Origin of the sequence: Nonomuraea sp. B19D2, from assembly GCF_040137845.1 — a bacterium.
GTDB lineage: Bacteria > Actinomycetota > Actinomycetes > Streptosporangiales > Streptosporangiaceae > Nonomuraea.
This window is the reverse complement of the sequence record NZ_JBEFAK010000010.1, coordinates 121430-142246: the sequence shown is the minus strand read 5'-3', so window position 1 is coordinate 142246 and position 20817 is coordinate 121430. Positions and strand designations below refer to the sequence as shown.

The following is a 20817-nucleotide window of genomic DNA, read 5'->3' as shown; positions in this document are numbered from 1 at the left end:
CGACCGAGTCTCAAGGAGGCCCATGTCCATCACCCCTTGTGGCTTCGCGCGTACGCCGGAGAAGGGGCTGGCCCGCCTGCACTGGGCAGACGGCGGCTGGGCGGTCGAGGGTCAGGCGCCCGACGTGCCCGCGCTGCGCCCGCTGCGCGGCCTGGAGATTGAGTGGCCCGCCGCCGAGGTGCCCCTGGAAGGTCTGCTGCGCCTGGCCGCCGCCGGGATCCCGCTGACCGCCGAGCGGGCGGCGCCCTGGGTGCCCGGCGACCTGGCGGCGGTGCTCACCGACCGCGACTGGCTCGGCCACGCGGCCGATTGCGGCGCGCGTTCGCTGGCCGACCTGCGCAGGGAGGAGCACAGCGTGCGCCTGCGCCGCCTGGCGCACCCCGTCGCCAAGCCCAAGATCAGCATCATCATGTCAAGCAGGCGGTCAGGGATGGTCGGGGCGGCGCTGGCCCAGATGGAGGCGCAGCGGGACGTCGAGGTCGAGGTGCTGCTCGGGCTGCATGGGGTGGGGTTCGAGGAGGTACGCGAGCCGGTCGAGTCCTGTTCGCTGCCCGTGAAATGGATCGAGGCGCCGGAGTCCGTGCCGTTCGGCGAGGTGCTCAACCGGTTGGCGTCGCTCGCGAGCGGCGACTATCTGGCGAAATGGGATGACGACGACTGGTACGGGCCTCGCCACCTGGGAGATCTGTTCATGGCTCTGTCGTACTCGGGGGCCGATGTGGTGGGCACGACGGCGGAGTTCTTCTACTTGGAGCCGTTACGGGCCACGGTGCGGCGCACGACGTTCGCCAGCGGGGCGGCGTATCCGAGCGAGGTGTGGGCCGATCATGTGGCCGGCGGGACGATCTTGGCATCTCGGGAGAAATTTTGGGAAATTGGTGGATTTCCCTGGTTACCGCGGGCCGTTGATCTGGAATTCCTGAAACTGGCGCAAAAGGCCGGTGCGCGCGTCTACCGTACTCACGGGCTGGGCTACGTCCTGCGCAGAGGGCTCAGCGACGAGCACACCTGGCAGCTGCCGCTGGCCCACTTCCTCAAGGTGGCCGTCAACCAGTGGCGCGGCTTCCGCCCCAGCCTGCTGATGGAAGCCGCATGAAGACGAGTGCCGCCGGCTCGGTCAGGGTGCGAGGCAACGATTACCGGGTCATCGAGCCCCTCGCCGGTGACTTCACCCCGGAGCTCAAAGTCAGCGTCGTCATCCCGGCCTACGGCCGGCAGGACGCGCTCGACCTGGTGCTGGCCGGGCTGGCCAGGCAGACGTACCCGGCGGAGCTGACCGAGGTCATCGTCGTCGACAACGGCAGCACACCCCCGCTGCGCCTGCCCGCCGTCCGCCCAGAGGACACGCGCCTGATCGTCTGCGCGGAGCCGGGGCGCGCCGCCGCCCGCAACGCCGGCCTGGCCCAGGCGACGGGCGACGTGATCCACTGGCTCGACTCCGACGTGGTGCTCACCCCGGGCGCGATCGAGGCCCACATGCGCTGGCACCACGCCGCCCCCTACCTCGTCGTGACCGGCTACATCCGCTTCACCGACGCGGAGCTGCCCGCCGAGCTCCCCGCCGACCTGGACGAGCACTTCGAACCCGCCGAGCCGCACGCCTGGATCGTCGACCTGGTCGAGCGCACCGACGGCCTCACCGACAACCCCCAGCGCCCGTTCAGCCTGCACATTGGGGGCGCGACCTCGGTCAACGCCCGGCTCGTCGAGGCGGCGGGCCCGATGGACGACGAGCTGATCCTGGGCCAGGACACCGAGCTGGGCTACCGGCTCAGCCAGGCGGGCGCGGTCTTCGTGCCGGAGCCCGCGGCGCGCGCGTACCACCTCGGGCCCACGATGCGGATGCGCGACAAGCAGCCGATCGACCGGGTGAGCCACGCGTTCGTGGCCGACCGGATCCCGTCCTACCGCTGGCTGCGCGGGCATTCCGGGCGGCAGTGGAAGGTCCCGTACGTCACCGTGGTGGTGGACGGCACGGCGGGCTACGACGCGGTGCGCGACACCGTGGACGCGCTGCTCGCCGGCACCGTTCCCGACATCTCCGTGCTCCTCCTCGGCCCGTGGAACTCCCTCGAGCGCGACCGCCGCGCGCCGCTGAAGGACCCCGACCTCGAACTGGTGCTGGTCCACGGCCACTACCGGCACGAGGGACGGGTACGCCTGTACCCCACGGAGTCCGTCGACCCGGCCGTGCCCTTCGTGCTGCGCCTGCCGACCGGCTGGATCCCCGGCGAGGACTCGCTCGCCCGCCTGCTCGACCTGGCCCGCGACGAGGGCCTGGGCCTGGTGAACGTGCTGCTCCACGAGTCGTCCCAGGGCGTCGTCGCGGCCCGCCTGGAACGCACGTCCGCCTTCGCCAGGGCCCACCTCGTGGCGGCTCCGGAGGAAGACCTCGACGACGTGGTGGACGCGGTGTCGGGCGTCTCCTGGGTGGAGGGCGAGACGTACGGGTTCACCACCGAGGCCGCGCCTCTGCTCGGGCGGCGGGGGTCGTACCGGGCCAGGGTGGAGGCCCAGGCCGAGGCGGCCCGGCTGGCCAAGGAGGCGGAGCGGCTGCGGGCGCAGGTGGCCAAGTGGAAGGAGGAGGCGGGGCGCTGGCGCAAGTCGGCGGTGGAGCTTCGGCGCGAGGTCGGCACGCTGCGCCGCCAGCTGGCCGCCGCCAGCCGCGCCCAGCAGAGCCTGCGGGCCGCGGTGTCGACGACGATGAAACGCGCCTTACGCAGACGGCTACGCGGCTGACCTGCCCCGTTTGCGCCGCCCGCCGGGTTACGCGCGCGTCCGGTGGCGCGCCCTTGTGCGGCGGCGCGATCCTCGTGGTGGTGCGCGCTTTGTGTGGCCGCGTGCTCCTTGTGATGATGCGCGCTTTGTGCGGCGGCGCGCACCTCATGTGGGATGCGCGCCTTGTGTGGTGAGGTGTCGCTGAGCGGCGTGGCGGTGCTGGTCTGAGCAGCCGACTGTGCCGGAAGCGTCAGTTGGGCCGGAGGGCGGACTTCAGGCGGCGCAGCAGCGTCTTCTCCGTCGGCGTCACCGAGACCGTCACCGGCGCCAGGGCCGGGGCCGGGGCCGGGGCAGGGGTGGCGGCGGGAGCCGGGATGGTCACCGGGTCGGGCTGCTTGGGGGCGGGCCAGAAGCGGTTCGGAGCCTCGTGGCGTACCCCGTGGGTGGTGGCGATGACGTCGTCCACGTCGGCTGCGGGGTCGGCTCCGGGGTCGGCGAGGAGGGCGGCGCGGCCGAGGGCCGAGGTGCGCTCCAGGCGGGCCGTGCGCCCGTCGGGCAGGTCGACGATCAGCACTCCCGTGAGATCCTTCTGCACCGACTCGATCATGCGCTCCAGCGTCACCCGATGCAGTGGCACGTCCACAGGCCCCCGGTAGCGGAACGGCGTGGGCGCGGGCGTCGGGGCGGCCTCGTCGATCAGGCGGATGCGTTCGTCGTGCGCGAACAGGTCACGCATCAGCCGCATCTCGAAGCACGGGTCCGACAGGACGGAACGGCGCGAGGAGTTCAGCCGCGACCACGGGGCCACCAGCGTCACCACCACGTCCTGCAGCTTGCCGTCCAGCGCCGCCGCCACGGCCTGCCGCACCACCGACTCAGAGGTGTCCGTGACGTCGAGCACGATCTCCACGTACGGCACCAGCCACCGCCGCCCCTGGTCCTTGCGCAGGTCCCGGCGGAGCGGGATCCGGTGCGCCAGGTACGGCTCCACGGCCCGCACGGCGCGTTCCCTGTCGCGGTGCTGCGCGGGCAGCCCGAGGTGTACGGCCTGCGCCTCCATGTCCGGGATGAACACCACGCCGTGCATGGCCAGCCGGTAGGAGAACTCGGTGTCCTCCCCGCGCACCACGGTCGGGTCGAGACCGCCCACGGCGTGGAAGACCTCCCTGGGAAGGGCGAAGGTCGGCCCTGTGCACACGTGATAGGGGTTGCGGCTCTTGCGCAGGCCGTCTGTCTTGGCGATCGTCGCCTCGGTGGAGCTCGACACGGCCCCGGCCAGGTCGAACACCTCTCCCAGGTGTCCCGCCTGGTAGACCTGGCGCGGCGTGACCGGCGGCGCGTCCACGAACTTCTTCATCCCGATCGTGACCAGGTAGTCCGTCACGTGGTGCCATCGGGCCAGCGCCTCGATGTGCTCGCGGCAGGCCACCATGTCGGCGTCGAGCCGCTGGATGATCTCGCCGTCGGCGGCCTTGGCGCCGGTGTTGACGGCGTTGGAGATGCCCCAGCCGTCGCGCACCCGCACGATGCGGCTGTTGACCGGGCGGATCTCGGGCAGCCGGATGGGCGGCTCGCTGCCGTCGTCGACGACCAGGACCTCCACGAGATGGCCCGGGTACGTCTGCGCGGCCAGCGCCGCCAGCGACAGGTCGAGTTTCTCCTGCCCGCCGTGAGCCGGTATCACCACGCTCACGGAAAGGGCGGGTGACCAGGCGCCGAGCTCCGGCGCCGCGATCGGTGAATAGTCGTTCTGCCTCAAAGCAGGACGCGCGTTCATGGTGGTGACCCCCTGCCGAGACCTTATCGGGAGATGCTGAGAATTTCCTGAATAGTGCCCCTGTCCAATGGATCTGTCCGGCCGGGGGACGCGGGCTCCGCGCCGGTCCGCCGCACCCCGTACACTCTGTGCCGAACACCGCAGGTAGGGAGCCATCATGAGCAGGTCGTGGCGTGGCCTCATCGAGGAATACCGCGAGCGCCTTCCCGTCAGTCCGAAGACGCCCGTCATCACGCTGCTCGAAGGCGGCACGCCGCTGGTGCCCGCGCACCGCGTGTCCGCCCTCACGGGTTGCGACGTCTACCTGAAGGTCGAGGGCGCCAACCCGACCGGCAGCTTCAAAGACCGCGGCATGACCATGGCCATCAGCAAGGCGGTCGAGGAGGGGGCCAAGGCGGTCATCTGCGCCTCCACGGGCAACACTTCCGCCTCGGCCGCGGCCTACGCCGTCCGCGCCGGGCTGACCTGCGCCGTGCTGGTGCCGCGGGGGAAGATCGCCATGGGCAAGCTCGCCCAGGCGCTCGTCCACGGGGCCACGCTGCTGCAGGTCGAGGGGTCGTTCGACGACTGCCTGGAGATGACCCGCAAGCTGTCGTCCAGCTACCCGATCGCGCTGGTCAACTCGGTCAACCCGTTCCGGCTTCAGGGACAGAAGACGGCCGCGTTCGAGATCGTCGACACGCTGGGTGACGCGCCGGACATCCACTGCATCCCGGTGGGCAACGCGGGCAACATCTCGGCCTACTGGATGGGCTACCAGGAATACGCCGCCGACGGGGTGTCGACCAAGCGGCCGCGCATGTTCGGCTTCCAGGCCAGCGGCGCGGCGCCCATCGTGCAGGGCGCGCCCGTCGCCCATCCGCACACGATCGCCACCGCCATCCGCATCGGCAATCCGGCCTCCTGGTCGCTGGCCACCGCGGCCCGCGACGAGTCGGGCGGCGTCATCCAGGCGGTGACCGACAGGCAGATCGCGGCGGCGTACAAACTGCTCGCGCAGGAAGAGGGCGTCTTCGTCGAGCTGGCCTCCGCGGCCAGCGTCGCGGGGCTCCTGCAGGCACACTCGCAGGGGCTCGTCGACCCGGGCCAGCGCATCGTCTGCACGGTCACGGGCAACGGGCTCAAGGACCCCGACTGGGCGATCTCGGGCGCGCCCGCGCCCGTCGTCATCCCCATCGACGTTCACGCCGCGGCGGCGGCGCTCAACCTCGCCTGACGGCGAGCACGTGGAGGCAAATTGAAGACCGTTCAGATTCGCGTGCCCGCAACCTCGGCGAATCTGGGGCCAGGTTTCGACGCGCTCGGGCTGGCGCTGAGCCTGTACGACGACGTCGAGGCCACGCTCACCGACGAGCCGGGGACCCGCGTGGTCGTGTCGGGCGAGGGCGCCGGGGAGGTCCCCCTCGGGGACGGGCACCTGGTCATCAGGGCGATGCGGGCGGCGTTCGACCGCATGGGGGTCGCCCAGCCCGACGGGATACGCCTGCGCTGCCACAACAGGATCCCGCACGCGCGCGGGCTGGGATCCTCCTCGGCGGCCATCTGCGCGGGCATCCTGGCCGCCCGCGCTTTGGCTGAGGGCGAACAACTTTCGGACGACGAGGTTTTCGCGCTGGCCACCGAGATGGAGGGCCATCCGGACAACGTCGCCCCCTGCCTGGCCGGCGGGCTGACCGTGGCCTGGTCCGACCATGCGGGGACGCCGCATATGGTGAAACTGGTTCCCGACGAGCGCATCCGCCCGGTCGTGGTCGTTCCGTCGACCCGGCTGGCCACGGAGACCGCACGGGGACTACTGCCGAAGGACGTGCCCCACAAGGACGCATCGTTCAACGCCGGCCGGGCCGCGCTGCTCATCGCCGCGCTGACCTGGCAGCCGGAGCCAGGGCTTCTGCTCGCGGCCACCGAAGACCGACTCCACCAGCACTATCGCGCGCCTGCGATGCAGGACACCGCGAATCTGGTAGAACGTCTCCGTGCTGTGGGCGTGCCCGCGGTCGTTTCGGGAGCGGGTCCCACGGTTCTTGCGTTTTCGACATCGGATACGCAGGATTTGATCGCGCCAGAAGTGGGTAATGACTGGCACATCCAGCAAATGGACGTCGACCCGGTTGGTGCGAACGTTCAGTTCCCCGAGACACGCTGATGCCTCTTTAGACCTTCAGGGAATAGCCGTGTGCGCTGGTGATGTTAGGCTGGTAGCCGCACCAGATGCCCCCTTGGTGGGTGCGTGCTTGTCAGCCACACATCGCTGCATCATGTTTCACGTCGCGAGGCGTGGGCAGCGCGGCTGTCTCCCCGGAATCCGTTGCCTCCGGTTGGCCCACACCCGGTTGGCTCGAAACGAGGCGACGACGACGGGGACCTGCGCGTTCGAGACACATCGACATCTGGTTGGCGACAGCAATCTGGGGGGTGTCAGCCACGCGCCACGGCCCTGTGGCGGCTTGGACGAGCCCCTCCCCAAGAGTGGCGGCCGTCCACAGCGACTGCCGAAGATCGCAGAGTGCACCCCGACCCGGTCTGTCCCGCCGGATCGCAAGCACCTCCGGGACGCCCGGCAGAACGAAACCGGCGCCCGACCCCTGGGAAGGACCTTTTAGTTGAGCGACACCACCGAACTCCTCTCCGACGCATCAGGCGCAGAGCCGGCGTCCGGCGACACCCCCACCCGCGCACCGGCCAAGACCACCCGTGCGCGTCGCTCCGGCACCGGCCTGTCCGCCAAGGTGCTGCCCGAGCTGCAGAAGATGGCAGCTGAGCTGGGCATAAGCGGGACCGGGCGCATGCGGAAGAGCCAGCTCATCGCGGCCATCCAGGAGAAGCAGGGTGGCGGTTCCGGCGAAGGCGCACCGGCCCCCGCCCCGGCGGCCGAGGCTCCTGCCGCGGCGGACGCGGCGCCTGCCGCCGAGCGCCCCACCCGTACGCGCAGGGAACGTTCCCGCGCCAAGACGGCCGAGGAGCCCGCCCCGCAGCCCGCCGCGCAGCCGGCGGAGCCCGTGGCCGCGGCCCCCGAGCCGGTCGCCGCTGCCGCGCCGGCAGAGCCGGTCGTGGAGCAGCAGGCCCAGGCCGTGGAGAGCGGGCAGAGCGAGACGCGCGCCGAGCGCGGCGAGAGCCGCCGCGAGCGTCGCAGCCGCGGCGAGCGCCGCGAGCGTGGCGACCGCTCGGGCAGCGACCGCGGTGAGGGCGGCCGTGCAGAGAGCGGCCGCGACGGCGGCCGCGCCGAGCAGCAGCGTGAGCGCGCCGCTGACTCCGGTGGCCGGGGTGACCAGCGGGGCGACCGGGGTGACCAGCGGGGTGACCAGCGGGGCGACCGGGGCGACCAGCGAGGCGACCGAGGCGACCAGCAGCGCGGCGGCGACGACGACGAGCGCGGGCGCGGCCGCAGGGGCCGTTTCAGGGAGCGCAACCGCGGCCGTGGCCGTGACCGCTTCGAGGGCAACGAGCCCGTCATCGGCGACGACGACGTGCTCATCCCGATCGCCGGCATCCTCGACATCCTCGACAACTACGCGTTCGTCAGGACCAGCGGCTACCTGCCGGGCAGCAACGACGTCTACGTCTCGCTCGCCCAGATCCGCCGCAACGGCCTGCGCAAGGGCGACGTCATCACCGGCGCCGTCCGGCAGCCCCGCGACGGCGAGCGGCGCGAGAAGTTCAACGCCCTGGTCCGCCTCGACACCGTCAACGGCATGGACCCGGAGCAGGCCCGCAACCGGCCCGACTTCAACAAGCTGACGCCGCTCTACCCGCAGGAGCGCCTGCGCCTCGAGACCGAGCCGAACATCCTGACCACCAGGATCATCGACCTCGTCTCGCCGATCGGCAAGGGCCAGCGCGGCCTCATCGTCTCGCCGCCCAAGGCCGGTAAGACGATGGTGCTGCAGGCCATCGCCAACGCGATCACCCGCAACAACCCCGAGTGCCACCTGATGGTCGTGCTCGTGGACGAGCGGCCGGAAGAGGTCACCGACATGCAGCGGTCGGTCAAGGGCGAGGTCATCCACTCGACCTTCGACCGTCCCGCCGAGGACCACACCACGGTCGCCGAGCTCGCCATCGAGCGGGCCAAGCGCCTGGTGGAGCTGGGCCACGACGTGGTCGTCCTGCTCGACTCGATCACCCGCCTCGGCCGCGCCTACAACCTGGCGGCCCCGGCATCCGGGCGCATCCTGTCGGGTGGTGTCGACTCCACGGCGCTCTACCCGCCCAAGCGCTTCTTCGGCGCCGCCCGCAACATCGAGAACGGCGGCTCGCTGACGATCCTCGCCACGGCCCTGGTCGAGACCGGGTCCAAGATGGACGAGGTCATCTTCGAGGAGTTCAAGGGCACCGGCAACGCCGAGCTCAAGCTCAACCGGTCCCTGGCCGACAAGCGGATCTTCCCCGCGGTGGACGTGGACGCGTCCGGCACGCGTAAGGAAGAGATCCTCATGGGCAAGGACGAGCTCCAGATCGTCTGGAAGCTGCGGCGGGTGCTGCACGCTCTGGACATGCAGCAGGCGCTCGAGCTGCTGCTGGAGAAGATGAAGGAGACCAAGTCCAACGCGGAGTTCCTCCTGCAGGTCCAGAAGACCACGGTGAGCAACGACCGCGACTAGCGGCTCCTGGTACTGAAGGGGCGGCCGGGGTTTCTCCCCTGCCGCCCCTTTTCTGTGTGGCGAGGCGGAGGTTCGTCGGAGTGCCGGGGCGGGGGTTAGCCCTACCTCGACGACGGAGCCTCCCGGATTCACCTCGGCCCTTCTCGCGTGCACTCTGGGGACATGCGATCAGCGGCGTTGAAGGACCGTGTCCCCTTAGGACCCAAGGGCCCCTTGGGCATCGTGGCCGACCCGATGACGTGGCGGGCGGCGCCGTACCTGGGGGTCACCGGGGCGCTCGGGCTCGGCTGGTTCGTCGTGCTGTCCGTGACCATCCCCGTCGCGCTCACGCTGACGGTCGTGTGGGTGGGCGTGCCGCTGATGATGGCCACGGTGCTGATGTGGCGCGGCGGGGCGATGCTGGAGCGGCGGCTGATGCACGCGGCGTTCGGCGTCAAGATCGCCGACCCGTACCACCCCAGGCCGGAACGCGGGCTCGGCGCGCATCTGCGCTGGCTGCTGGCGGACGCGGCCACCTGGCAGGACCTGGGCTACCTGCTGATGCTGCTCCCGCTCGGCCTGGTCGAGACGGCCGCGTCCAGGCGGAGCGGCGCAGGATCGAGCGCGACCTGCACGACGGCGCGCAGCAGCGGCTGCTGTCGGTGGCGGTGGACCTGGTGCGGGCGCAGTCGAAGTTCGACAACGAGCCCGAGGCGGCCAGGATGCTCATCGCCCAGGCCCACGCCGGCACGAAGGCGGCCATCGCCGAGCTGCGCAACCTGGCCAGGGGCATCCATCCGGCCATCCTGAGCGACCGCGGCCTGGACGCGGCCCTGTCGGGCCTGGCTGCGCGGGCGCCCATCCGCGTGGACGTCTCCGTCGAGCTGGGCGAGCGGCCACCCGCCGCGGTCGAAAGCATCGCGTACTTCATCGTGGCCGAGACGCTGACCAACATGGCCAAGCACTCCGGCGCCACCGAGGCGTCGGTCACGGTGGTCAGGGACCACCGCGGCGTGGTCGTCGACGTGTGGGACAACGGCATCGGCGGGGCGGTCGTCTGCCCGGGCGGCGGCCTGTCCGGGCTGGCCGACCGGGCCGCCACCATCGACGGCGTGCTCGTCCTGCACAGCCCCGTGGGCGGTCCCACGCTCTTGCGTGCGGAGCTCCCCTGCGAGTGGTAGTCATGTGGCCATGCGTGTGGTCATCGCCGAGGACTCCGTACTGCTGCGCGAGGGGCTGGCACGCCTGCTCGCCGACGGCGGCATCGAGACCGTCGCGGCCGTCTCGGACGGGTCCGCCCTGGTGTCCGCGGTGCTGGAGCACGGGCCCGACCTGGCGATCGTCGACGTACGCATGGCGCGGACCCAGAACGTCCGCTACCATCAACGTGCGGACAGTAATCAAGCCCGCACAGAACGAAATCACAAGGCGGCCGGGCCGGTCGTCTCAGGGCGTGGAGACCTCCAGGCGATGGTCGGGTCTGTGAAGCGCCAAGCACCCCGTTCCACAACTCGCGGTGTCCGCGCCGTGAGTTCCCGCCGAAGGCGGGGCGGGACTCCTCGCCGCTCATGGCGAGGTGCGGGTCGATGAGCCGCCAGCGCCGCGCTCCGCTCACCTCGCTCTCGCCGCGCGAGCGCGAGGTGCTCGCGCTGATGGCCGAGGGGCGCTCTAACACCGCCATCGCGACCAGGCTGGTCGTCACGGAAGGCGCCGTGGAGAAGCATATTTCCGGCATTTTTACCAAACTGGCACTCGGCCCGGCGCCGGAGGATCACCGCCGCGTGCTCGCCGTTCTGACGTACCTGGGCCGTTGACGGGAATGCGCGATGGCCTGGGATGGTTGGACGATCTGGCACACTGGTAGCTGACCATTTAGCGGTTCCGGTTCACGCCGTGCGTGAGGCGACCCGGCGGCCGCACCCCGAAAGGACAGCGATGAAGCGCGACATCCACCCTGAGTATCACGTGACGCAGGTGTCCTGCTCCTGCGGCAACACGTTCACCACCCGTAGCACCGCCAAGAACGGCGTCATCCACGCCGACGTGTGCTCTGCCTGCCACCCGTTCTACACCGGCAAGCAGAAGATCCTCGACACCGGCGGCCGGGTGGCTCGCTTCGAGAAGCGCTTCGGCAAGAAGGCCACGGGCAAGTAGCTTCACCGACGCCGGCCCGGACGCACTTCCGTGCGCCGGGTCGGCGTTGTTGGTGAAATGGCCGAACCCCAAAACTAAGGACCCACGGTGAACCTCGACGAGTTGCTCAAGGAGTATTCCGAGCTGGAGCTGCAGCTCGCCGACCCCGCCGTGCACGCCGACCAGGGCAAGGCCCGCGCGCTGGGCAGGCGCTACTCCCAGCTCACGCCCATCATCGGCACCTACCGCGAGCTCGACGCGGCCCGCGACGACCTGAGCGCCGCCAAGGAGCTGGCCGGCGAGGACGAGGCGTTCGCGGCCGAGGCCGCCGAGATCGAGGAGCGCATCCCCCAGCTGGAGGAGAAGCTCAAGCACCTGCTCATCCCGCGTGATCCCAACGATGACAAGGACATCATCATGGAGATCAAGGCGGGCGAGGGCGGTGAGGAGTCCGCGCTGTTCGCGGGCGACCTGCTGCGGATGTACCTGAGATACGCCGAGCGCCTCGGCTGGAAGACTGAGATCATCGACAGCCAGCCCTCCGACCTGGGCGGCTACAAAGACGTCACGGTCGGCATCAGGGCCAAGGGCGACGAGGGCGTGTGGTCCAGGCTCAAGTACGAGGGCGGCGTCCACCGCGTGCAGCGGGTGCCCGTCACCGAGTCCCAGGGCCGCATCCACACCAGCGCCGCGGGCGTGCTCGTCTACCCAGAGGCGGAGGAGGTCGACGTCCAGATCGACCCCAACGACCTGCGCATCGACGTCTACCGCTCCAGCGGCCCCGGCGGCCAGAGCGTCAACACCACCGACTCCGCGGTCCGCATCACCCACCTGCCCACCGGCGTGGTCGTCTCGTGCCAGAACGAGAAGAGCCAGCTCCAGAACAAGGAGTCGGCCCTGCGCATCCTGCGTGCCCGGCTGCTGGCCATCGCGCAGGAGGCGGCCGAGGCCGCCGCGCAGGCCGAGCGCAAGTCGCAGGTCCGCACGGTCGACCGCTCCGAGCGCGTACGCACCTACAACTTCCCGGAAAACCGCATCTCCGACCACCGGGTCGGCTTCAAGGCGTATAACCTCGACCAGGTTCTCGACGGCGAGCTCAACGCCGTCACCCAGTCCCTCATCGACGCCGAGATGGCGGAGAAGCTCGCACAACACTCATGACATTTCTGCTGGACGAGATCGCCCTAGCCACTGCCCGGCTGGCCGAGGCAGGTGTTCCCTCACCGCGCACCGACGCTGAGGAGATCGCGGCATTCGTCCACGGCGTGCGCAGGAGCGAGCTCCACACGGTCAAGGACGCCGACTTCGACGCGCTGTTCTGGGAGGGCGTGGCCAGGCGCGAGGCCCGCGAGCCGCTGCAGCACATCACCGGCCACGCCTACTTCCGCTACCTCGAGCTGGCGGTCGGGCCCGGCGTGTTCGTGCCGCGGCCCGAGACCGAGGTGGTGGCGGGCTGGGCCATCGAGACGCTGCGCGCGATGGACGTGACCGCCCCGCTCGTCGTCGATCTCGGCACCGGCTCCGGCGCGATCGCGCTGTCGATCGCCCAGGAGGTGGCCTTGGCCGAGGTCCACGCCGTGGAGGTCGATCCCGGGGCGTACACATGGGCCAAGCGCAACATCTCCGAGCTCGGCCAGGGCCGCACCCACCTGCACCCCGAGGATCTCGCGGAGGCGCTGCCCGAGCTCAACGGCAAGGTCGACCTGGTCATCTCCAACCCGCCCTACATCCCGCCGGGCGCGATCCCGCGCGACCCCGAGGTGCGCGACTACGACCCCTCCAGGGCGCTGTACGGCTCCGGTGACGACGGGCTGGGCGAGGTGCGCGCGGTCGAGCGCACGGCCCGCCGCCTGCTGCGGCCGGGCGGCTGGGTGGCCGTCGAGCACGCGGACGAGCAGGGCAGGGCGGTCTACCTGACGTTTCCCGAGGACAACGGCTGGCGTGACGTGCGCCTCCGCCAGGACCTCACCAGACGAGACCGCTTCGTCACGGCCCGGCTGGGCCAGGACTAGGATCCATGCGAGCGAGGTGATGAGGATCGTGGCAAGACGCTTTGACTGCTCCGATCTGGAACAGCGGACCGAAGGGCTGACAGAGGCCGCCGCCGTGGTGCGCCGTGGCGAGCTCGTGGTCCTGCCGACCGACACCGTCTACGGCATCGGCGCCGACGCGTTCACGCCGTCGGCGGTCACCGCGCTGCTCGACGCCAAGGGCCGGGGCCGCGAGATGCCGCCGCCCGTGCTCGTGGGCACCGTCAGAGCCGCCACAGCGCTCATAGACGACCTCGGGCCGTACGGGCAGGACTTGATAGACGCCTTCTGGCCTGGGCCGCTCACGCTCGTCTGCAAGGCCAACAGGGCCCTTTCCTGGGACCTGGGGGAGACCAAGGGCACGGTGGCCGTACGCATGCCGCTCCACCCGGTGGCGCTCGACCTGCTCAAGGAGACCGGCCCCATGGCCGTCTCCAGCGCCAACCGCTCCGGCGGCCCCGCCGCCACCACGGCGGAGGAGGCCGAGGAGCAGCTCGGCGACTCGGTCGCGGTCTACCTCGACGGCGGCAAGACCACCGACAACACGCCCTCCACCATCCTCGACCTCACCACGGCCGTGCCCAGGCTGCTGCGTCGCGGGGCGATCCCGGTGGAGAAGCTGCGCGGCATCATCGGGTACGTCGCCACCGACGACTGACGTATACCGTCTGCTTATCCCGGCTGCGATCGTGCTCCGGCCGACATTACGGTGAGCCCCGGAGCGGTGATTACGTCCGGGAGTGGCCCATGGGCAAGTTCGACGGCATGGATCCCAAGCTGGTCCGCGACCTGCTGACCGAGGTGAAACACGCGGCCACGCAGATGCGTGCGGTCGAGGACCGGGTCAGGCTCGCCATGAGCCGGGCCGGGGTGTCCACCGTGACCACCCACCGCCCCGCCCAGGTCGCGGATGCGGCCGACGCGATGGTCAAGGACGTCAACGTCCGGCTCGGGGTGCTGGAGAAGCGGGTCGACCAGCCGCGGGGCGACGTTCCGGGGACGGGGGCGGGGTCCACGCAGGACGACGAGCCCAAGGACGTACGCGGGGATCGGGACAAGTACGACAATCCACGGGCCGCCGAGACTCCCCCGAAGAACGACGACACCAGGACGGACGCGGACGGCAAGACCGGCGATGGGGCCAGGACCGACGCGGACGGCAAGACCGGCGATGGGGCCAGGACCGACGCGGACGGCAAGACCGGCGATGGGGCCAGGACCGACGCGGACGGCAAGACCGGCGATGGGGCCAGGACCGACGCCGATGGCAAGACCGGCGATGGGGCCAAGACGGACGCCGATGGCAAGACCGGTGATGAGGCCAGGACCGATGCCGACGGCAAGACGGACTCCGACGGCGACGGGAAGACGTGCGACGGCGCCAAGGATACGGGAACCGGCCAGGACACGGGGAACGGCCAGGACACCGGGACCGACGGCAGGACTGGTGATCAGCCCGTTGACCAGCCCAAGGACGATGACCTGGACAGCCGGCGCGACCGCGGCGCCGAGGCGGACGGCGGCACGACCGGCACCCCGGCCAAGGACCACCAGGATGTGAGCAAGCCGCAGATCGTGGAGGTCGACGGCGTAAAGGTCCTGCAGATACCCATCGACCCGCCCACGGCCGAGCAACTGGAAGACCTGCTCGAGAACGCCGACAAGGTGCAACCGGCGGACATGCCGAAGCTCCCCGCCGACACCGCGACCACCCACGCCGCCGACGTCAACGCCTGGGCCAACGACGGCAGCGATGTGGTCTCCGCCGACACCGCCCCGCCCGACCTGGACGCGCTGAAGACGGTGGTGGGCCACCACCGCGAGATCCCGCCGCTGGACATGCCGGGTCTGTCGGAGACGTCCGGCTACGACACCACGCCCGCGGACGGCACGGCCCCCACCGGGGGCACGAACGACGACGCCTGCGCCTCCAGCAAGGACACCACACCGGGCGGCACGGACACGACCCCGGGTGGCACGGACACCCGGCCCGGTGGCACCGACACAACCCCAGGCGGCAACGACACCCGGCCCGGTGGCACCGACACCAGGCCCGGTGGCGCCGACACCACGCCGGGTGGCACGGATGTCACGCCCGACAGGCCCTCGGGCGGCGAGGCAGGTCAAGGGGTGGGTGACGGCCAGGGGACGGGCGGCCGGGGAGCCGGTGATCAGGAGGCCGGAGGCACGGGTGACCAGCGGGCGGGAGGCCAAGGGGCACCCGTCACGATCCCGCCGACCAACCCATCGGTCCAGGTGCAGATCGCGTACGGACCGGAAGGCGGGGCATCGAACGTCAACGCCTGGGCGAGCGACGGCAGCGACGTCGTCTCCGTGGACGTCGCCCCGCCCGGCCTGGACGCGCTGAGGACGGTCGTGGAGCACCACCGCGACATCCAGCCTCTCGACATGCCCGCGGTCGAGGTCCCGCCGGGCGAGTACGGCAAGGGCGAGTGGGCGCCCAGGGACATCCGGCCGGACGGCCCGCAGGGCGAGATCGACCCCGGCACGCCGGAAAGGAGCGCGTGATGTACGTCGACCCCCCGGCGCCCAAGCCAAGGGACCCCAAGGAGACCCCGCCGGTCAGCGCCTCAGGAGCCCTGGACGACCCTCAGAGGGCCTGGGAGTTCAACCCCGACTACCAACGCCTGGTCGTGGCATGGAACACCGTCCTGCCCCAGCTGGAGGCCCTCAGAACGGCACTGGACAAGGCGTACGGCCTGGCCAAGAGCCCTCAGACATGGGACGCGCCGGTGGGCGAGCGCTACGTCCAGGACATCCGCGAGTGGCGCACCAGGCTCGCCGTCTATCGCCACAACGTGCTGACGGCGATCAGCGACGAGGCGGCCGACACTCCCAGGTGGATCCAGACGACGGCCAACGCGCCGCACGCGTTCCAGTAGAGGGACCCCGAGGCTGGGAGAAACGGACATCAGGTCGTACAGTGGGGAAATGGGTGAGGAACCCTACTACGGCCCCGACTTCGGGCTGCTGCGGAAGCAGGACCCGGAGCTCGCCCAGGTGCTGCTCGACGAGCTGGACCGGCAGCGGGGCGGTCTCCAGCTGGTCGCGAGCGAGAACTTCACCTCGCCCGCCGTCCTGGCCGCCATGGGCTCGACCCTCACCAACAAGTACGCCGAGGGTTACCCGGGCAGGCGCTACTACGGCGGCTGCGAGGTCGTGGACCGGGCCGAACGGCTGGCGGTGCAGCGGGCCCGCAAGCTGTTCGGGGCGGAGCACGCCAACGTCCAGCCGCACTCCGGCGCCTCGGCGAACCTGGCCGCCTACGCCGCGCTCCTGCAGCCCGGCGACACCATGCTGGCCATGGCCCTGCCGCACGGAGGCCATCTCACCCATGGCTCCAAGGTGAATTTTTCGGGAAGATGGTTCAACGTCGTGTCGTACGGCGTGCGACGCGACACCGAACTCATCGACTACGACGAAGTCAGGGACCTGGCACTGCGGCACCAGCCCAAGCTCATCGTGTGCGGCGCCACGGCGTACCCGAGACTGATCGACTTCACGGTCTTCCGCGGCATCGCGGACGAGGTGGGGGCGTGGCTGCTGGCCGACGTGGCGCACACGAGCGGGCTGATGGCGGGCGGTGTGATCCCGTCGGCGGTGCCGCACGCGGACGTCGTTACGTTCACCACCCACAAGGCGCTGCGCGGGCCGCGCGGCGGGGCCATCCTGTGCACGGAGGAACTGGCCGCGAAGATCGACCGGGCGGTTTACCCGTTCATCCAGGGCGGGCCGATGATGCACGTGGTGGCGGCCAAGGCAGTGGCGTTCGCGGAGGCGATGCGGCCGGAGTTCGCCGACTACGCCAGGCGCGTGATCGTGAACGCGCAGGCGCTGACGGAAGCGCTGGCGGGGGAGGGGATGCGGGCCGTTTCCGGCGGCACGGACACCCATCTGGCGCTGATCGACCTGCGCGACCTCGACGTGTCCGGCGCCGAGGCGGAGCGCAGGTGCGCGGCGGCGGGGATCACGCTCAACCGGAACGTGATCCCGTACGATCCTGAACCGGCGGCGATCACGTCCGGGATCCGCGTCGGCACGCCGTGCGTGACCACCCAGGGCATGGGGCCCCAGGAGTTGAAAGAGGTGGGGACTCTGGTGACCAGGGCAGTGCGCCAGCCGGGCCGGGCCAGGGAGATCGGGGCAAGAGTCTCGGCGCTTCTGGCCATCCATCAGCCATATCTCAGCGAATATTAAGCTGGTCTGTGTTGTTTTCCGGCCCCAGCAGGTCGGAGGATCCGGGAAACTAGGTCCGTGCGCGAATACCTGTTCATGGCGCTCATATCGGCAGCGGTCACGTACCTGCTGGTTCCGCTGGTGCGCCGCTTTGCCATCCGCATCGGCGCCATGCCGGAGATTCGCGATCGGGACGTGCACACCACGCCGACGCCCAGGCTGGGTGGCCTGGCCATGTACGGCGGGCTGGTCGTGGGGCTGTTGCTGGCCGACCAGCTCACCCACTCGAGCGAGGCGTTGGCGGGCACCGGTGCCAAGCCCGTGCCCGCCTTGATCATCGCGGGCGGGCTCATCACGTTCACCGGCTTCCTCGACGACTGGTGGGGCATGGACCCCTTCATCAAGCTCGCCGGGCAGATCGCGGCGGCCGGGGTGCTGGTCTTCTTCGGGATGCGGCTGACCTCCATCCCGCTGCCGGAGGCCTGGGGCGGCCCGACCAGCGTCGACCTCACGCTCAGCACGATCATCACCATCCTGGTCGTGGTCGTGACGATCAACGCGGTCAACTTCGTCGACGGGCTCGACGGGCTCGCGGCCGGGATCGTGTGCATCTCGGGCATGGCCACGTGGCTCTATTCGATCATCATCTCGCAGACGATCTCCGGAAGTAACATCACCGCCACGGCGGCCATCGCCGCCGTCCTCATCGGCACGTGCCTGGGCTTCCTCCCGCACAACTTCCACCCGGCGAAGATCTTCATGGGCGACACCGGGGCCATGCTGATCGGGCTGGTGCTCGCCTCCTCGATCGTCACCGTGACGCCGCTCGACACCACGGCCATCGTGGAAATGAACGAGTTCCCGGTGGTGGTCCCGATGCTGATCCCCGCGGCCGTGCTGGTGCTGCCGCTCGTCGACCTGATAACCGCGGTCGTACGGCGCACGGCGCAAGGCCTGTCGCCCTTCGCTCCCGACCGCGGTCACCTGCACCACCGGCTGATGGACATCGGCCACTCGCACCGGCGTTCGGTGCTGTTCATGTACGCGTGGACGTTCCTGTTCTCGTTCGGCATCGTGGGCCTGTCCTGGGTCGGCGTGCCCGTCCTGATCTTCCCCGCCGTCATCGTGCTCGCGCTCGCCGTGCTGATTCTCATGGCGATGCCGCGCTGGCGGGGCAGGGGCGGGGCGCACACCGCGACGCCCGACGACCCCGATGACGACGGCGGCCCGCCCACGGGGCCGATGCCGCCGATCCTTCCGGAAGATCCGCAGTTCAAGCGGCAGACGCCGCCCGCCGGCGGCTCCGCGCACGAGCGCGCGAGCGCCGAGGGAAATCCGGTCATTCCCGCCTTTCCGAGCCGTTCTTGATCGTGAACTAGAAACGGCAGGTAAAAGCGGTCTTCCGTGAGCTTGTGATATCTTTCACGAGCAGGGACTCCAGATGCACTGGCTCTGGAGGTAGCAAACGCTCGCTTGATAACATGATGATGGAGCATCGATGCAGGCCAACGACGTGCGCGTACTCAAGAGCGCCGCGATACCGACCTTGGCGGTCGGAGTGGTCGCCGTGGCCGTTTCGCTCCTGACGACTGGCGGTAAGGGAGCGCTGGGCGCCGCGATCGGCACTTTGCTCGTCGGGGTTTTCTTCAGCATCAGCGTGGTAGCGGTGTCCTATGCCGCACGGGTCTCCCCCCAGATGATGGCGATCGCAGCGATGGTCAGCTATCTCGTCAAAGTCGTCGCCATCATGGTCGTGCTGGCCTCGTTCCGCGACACCACGGTCTGGAACACCCAGGCGTTCGCCTGGACCGTCGTGGTCTGCACCCTCGTCTGGACCGGCTTCGAAGTACGCGCCTTCATGAAGACCAAGATGCTCTACGTCGACCCCGGAGCCGGGGTCCCCGGGAAGGGCGATTCATGACGGCAGGTAAGGCGGGCGGGGTCCGATATGACTAGTCCGCTGTTTGCCTGCTATCGTCAAGGCCGCGATGAGCGCACAGGAACGCCGACCGGAAGAAGACGGTCGCGACTTCGCCGACGCCATGTGGTCAGTCCCCAGCTATCTGCTCGCAGGGATGGCCATCTATGGCGGTCTCGGGTGGTTGCTGGACCGGTGGTTGGACATGTCCGCGTTCTTCCCTATAGGCATCGTCCTTGGGGTGGTGCTCGGTGGCTATCTGGTCTACCGGAAGTTCGGTCGCTAGCCCCGCACAGCGATCACTTCGCTGAGGAATCTCTTGTGATCCATTTCGACGTTGAAGGGAACGCCGCGTGAAGGCGCTGACGGTCCTCGCTCCTCCAAGCGATCAGTTCGGGGCACCGACTCCTGAGGAGCTGTTCAATCTGCCCCCGATCATCCCGGGGGTGGACTGGCTCACCAAGCCGGTTCTTCTCGCGATCCTGTCATCGATCGTCGTGATCGGCTTCTGCTGGGCGGCGTTCGCCAATCCCAAGGTCGTGCCCAGGGGTGTGCAGAACGTCGCCGAATACGGCTACATGTTCGTCCGCGACCAGGTCGCCCGGCCCTTCCTGGGCAAGGACGCCGACCGGTGGATGGGCCTGCTGGTGACGCTCTTCTTCATGGTCCTCATGTGGAACATCATGGGCGTCGTCCCAGTGCTCCAGTTCCCGGTGGCCTCGCACATCGCCTTCCCTGCCGTGCTCGCGCTCACGATCTACGTGATCAAGGTCTACCTGGGCATGAAGCACCAGGGGACGCTCGGCTACTTCAAGAACATGATGTTCCCGCCGGGGCTGCCGAAGCCGATCTACCTGCTGCTCGCGCCGATCGAGTTCCTGTCGAACCTGATCATCGCGCCCTTCACGCACGCCGTCCGACTCTTCGCCAACATGTTCGCCGGCCACATGCTGCTGGCCTTCTTCAGCATGGTCGGTTTCTGGTTCCTCTTCGAGAAGCTGACGCCGCTCGGCGCCGGGGTGGGCGTGATCGGCGTGGTCATGACCATCATCCTCACGGGCTTCGAGATGTTCATCCAGTTCCTGCAAGCGTTCCTGTTCGCGATGCTGGCCGCCATGTACATCGGCGGCTCGCTGCACCCAGAGCACTGAGAACCCACATACCGGAATATCCATGACCGGTGAGACTCCGCTTCACCGGCCGTCCAGTAAAGGAATAACAGCAATGAGCGTTCTCGCTGAGGTCTCCGGCAACGTCACCGCCATTGGTTACGGTCTCGCCGCCATCGGCCCCGGCATCGGCGTCGGCATCATCTTCGGTCAGGGCGTGCAGGCCATCGCCCGCCAGCCGGAGGCGTACGGCCTGATCCGCCAGAACATGCTCCTCGGCTTCGTCCTCACCGAGGCCCTCGCCCTGATCGGTCTGGTTGCGCCGTTCATTTTCCAGGGCATCAAGTAACGCGCC

Annotated in this window: 19 protein-coding genes and 2 pseudogenes; 20 read left to right on the top strand and 1 reads right to left on the bottom strand. The window is 69.7% G+C overall.

The window, feature by feature from the left end; translation table 11 throughout:
* Positions 1–22 precede the first annotated feature (22 nt).
* Entirely contained in the window at positions 23–1096 is a 1074-nt protein-coding gene (locus ABN273_RS20460; RefSeq protein WP_349450520.1) for a glycosyltransferase family 2 protein, read from the top strand.
* Positions 1093–2739: a glycosyltransferase family 2 protein gene (locus ABN273_RS20455; protein ID WP_349450519.1), complete on the top strand. Its 1647-nt coding sequence runs from the start codon at positions 1093–1095 to the stop codon at positions 2737–2739. Before ABN273_RS20460 ends, ABN273_RS20455 begins: the two co-directional genes overlap by 4 nt.
* A 229-nt stretch (positions 2740–2968) precedes the next feature.
* Here the strand turns inward: ABN273_RS20455 and ABN273_RS20450 are convergent, their stop codons facing one another.
* A complete protein-coding gene (locus ABN273_RS20450; protein ID WP_349450518.1) occupies positions 2969–4495 on the bottom strand; it encodes a glycosyltransferase family 2 protein in 1527 nt (508 codons plus the stop codon).
* Between the two features lie 157 nt (positions 4496–4652).
* Between ABN273_RS20450 and thrC the strand changes: the two genes are divergently transcribed.
* The 18 genes and pseudogenes from thrC to atpE all read left to right on the top strand — a co-directional run bounded on the left by thrC (position 4653) and on the right by atpE (position 20811).
* Positions 4653–5711, top strand: coding sequence for a threonine synthase (thrC, locus tag ABN273_RS20445; protein WP_349450517.1), 1059 nt, complete (start codon positions 4653–4655; stop codon positions 5709–5711).
* A gap of 21 nt (positions 5712–5732) precedes the next feature.
* Positions 5733–6641, top strand: coding sequence for a homoserine kinase (thrB, locus tag ABN273_RS20440; RefSeq protein ID WP_349450516.1), 909 nt, complete (start codon positions 5733–5735; stop codon positions 6639–6641).
* Between the two features lie 457 nt (positions 6642–7098).
* Entirely contained in the window at positions 7099–9096 is a 1998-nt protein-coding gene (gene rho / locus ABN273_RS20435) for a transcription termination factor Rho (protein ID WP_349450515.1), read from the top strand.
* 162 nt (positions 9097–9258) lie between these two features.
* Positions 9259–9612 (top strand): annotated as a pseudogene (locus ABN273_RS20430) (sensor domain-containing protein); the annotation flags it as partial.
* 125 nt (positions 9613–9737) lie between these two features.
* A complete protein-coding gene (locus ABN273_RS20425; RefSeq protein WP_349450514.1) occupies positions 9738–10256 on the top strand; it encodes a sensor histidine kinase in 519 nt (172 codons plus the stop codon).
* Positions 10257–10266: 10 nt separating this feature from the next.
* A pseudogene (locus ABN273_RS59505) lies at positions 10267–10889 on the top strand (response regulator transcription factor).
* 121 nt (positions 10890–11010) lie between these two features.
* Complete coding sequence (gene rpmE, locus ABN273_RS20410) at positions 11011–11229, top strand: 50S ribosomal protein L31 (protein WP_225272110.1); 219 nt, start codon at positions 11011–11013, stop codon at positions 11227–11229.
* An 87-nt stretch (positions 11230–11316) separates the two neighbouring features.
* Entirely contained in the window at positions 11317–12369 is a 1053-nt protein-coding gene (prfA, locus tag ABN273_RS20405; protein ID WP_349450513.1) for a peptide chain release factor 1, read from the top strand.
* Complete coding sequence (gene prmC, locus ABN273_RS20400; protein ID WP_349450512.1) at positions 12366–13220, top strand: peptide chain release factor N(5)-glutamine methyltransferase; 855 nt, start codon at positions 12366–12368, stop codon at positions 13218–13220. The genes prfA and prmC overlap by 4 nt, the downstream gene beginning before the upstream one ends.
* A gap of 28 nt (positions 13221–13248) precedes the next feature.
* On the top strand, positions 13249–13896 hold the full coding sequence (locus tag ABN273_RS20395; protein ID WP_349450511.1) for an L-threonylcarbamoyladenylate synthase: 648 nt from the start codon (positions 13249–13251) through the stop codon (positions 13894–13896).
* A gap of 89 nt (positions 13897–13985) precedes the next feature.
* Positions 13986–15767, top strand: a complete 1782-nt coding sequence (locus tag ABN273_RS20390) for a hypothetical protein (RefSeq protein WP_349450510.1) — start codon at positions 13986–13988, stop codon at positions 15765–15767.
* On the top strand, positions 15767–16141 hold the full coding sequence (locus ABN273_RS20385) for a hypothetical protein (protein ID WP_349450509.1): 375 nt from the start codon (positions 15767–15769) through the stop codon (positions 16139–16141). Before ABN273_RS20390 ends, ABN273_RS20385 begins: the two co-directional genes overlap by 1 nt.
* A gap of 49 nt (positions 16142–16190) precedes the next feature.
* Positions 16191–17456: a serine hydroxymethyltransferase gene (glyA, locus tag ABN273_RS20380; RefSeq protein ID WP_349450508.1), complete on the top strand. Its 1266-nt coding sequence runs from the start codon at positions 16191–16193 to the stop codon at positions 17454–17456.
* 57 nt (positions 17457–17513) lie between these two features.
* Positions 17514–18803: a glycosyltransferase family 4 protein gene (locus tag ABN273_RS20375; protein ID WP_349450507.1), complete on the top strand. Its 1290-nt coding sequence runs from the start codon at positions 17514–17516 to the stop codon at positions 18801–18803.
* A 130-nt stretch (positions 18804–18933) separates the two neighbouring features.
* Entirely contained in the window at positions 18934–19356 is a 423-nt protein-coding gene (locus tag ABN273_RS20370) for a Cg1360 family ATP-synthase-associated protein (protein ID WP_349450506.1), read from the top strand.
* A 67-nt stretch (positions 19357–19423) separates the two neighbouring features.
* Positions 19424–19639, top strand: coding sequence for an AtpZ/AtpI family protein (locus ABN273_RS20365; protein WP_349450505.1), 216 nt, complete (start codon positions 19424–19426; stop codon positions 19637–19639).
* 67 nt (positions 19640–19706) lie between these two features.
* Complete coding sequence (gene atpB, locus ABN273_RS20360) at positions 19707–20504, top strand: F0F1 ATP synthase subunit A (RefSeq protein ID WP_349450504.1); 798 nt, start codon at positions 19707–19709, stop codon at positions 20502–20504.
* A 73-nt stretch (positions 20505–20577) separates the two neighbouring features.
* The gene (atpE, locus tag ABN273_RS20355; protein WP_036327412.1) at positions 20578–20811 is read left to right on the top strand and encodes an ATP synthase F0 subunit C; all 234 of its coding nucleotides are present in this window, start codon (positions 20578–20580) and stop codon (positions 20809–20811) included.
* The last annotated feature ends 6 nt before the right edge of the window (positions 20812–20817 follow it).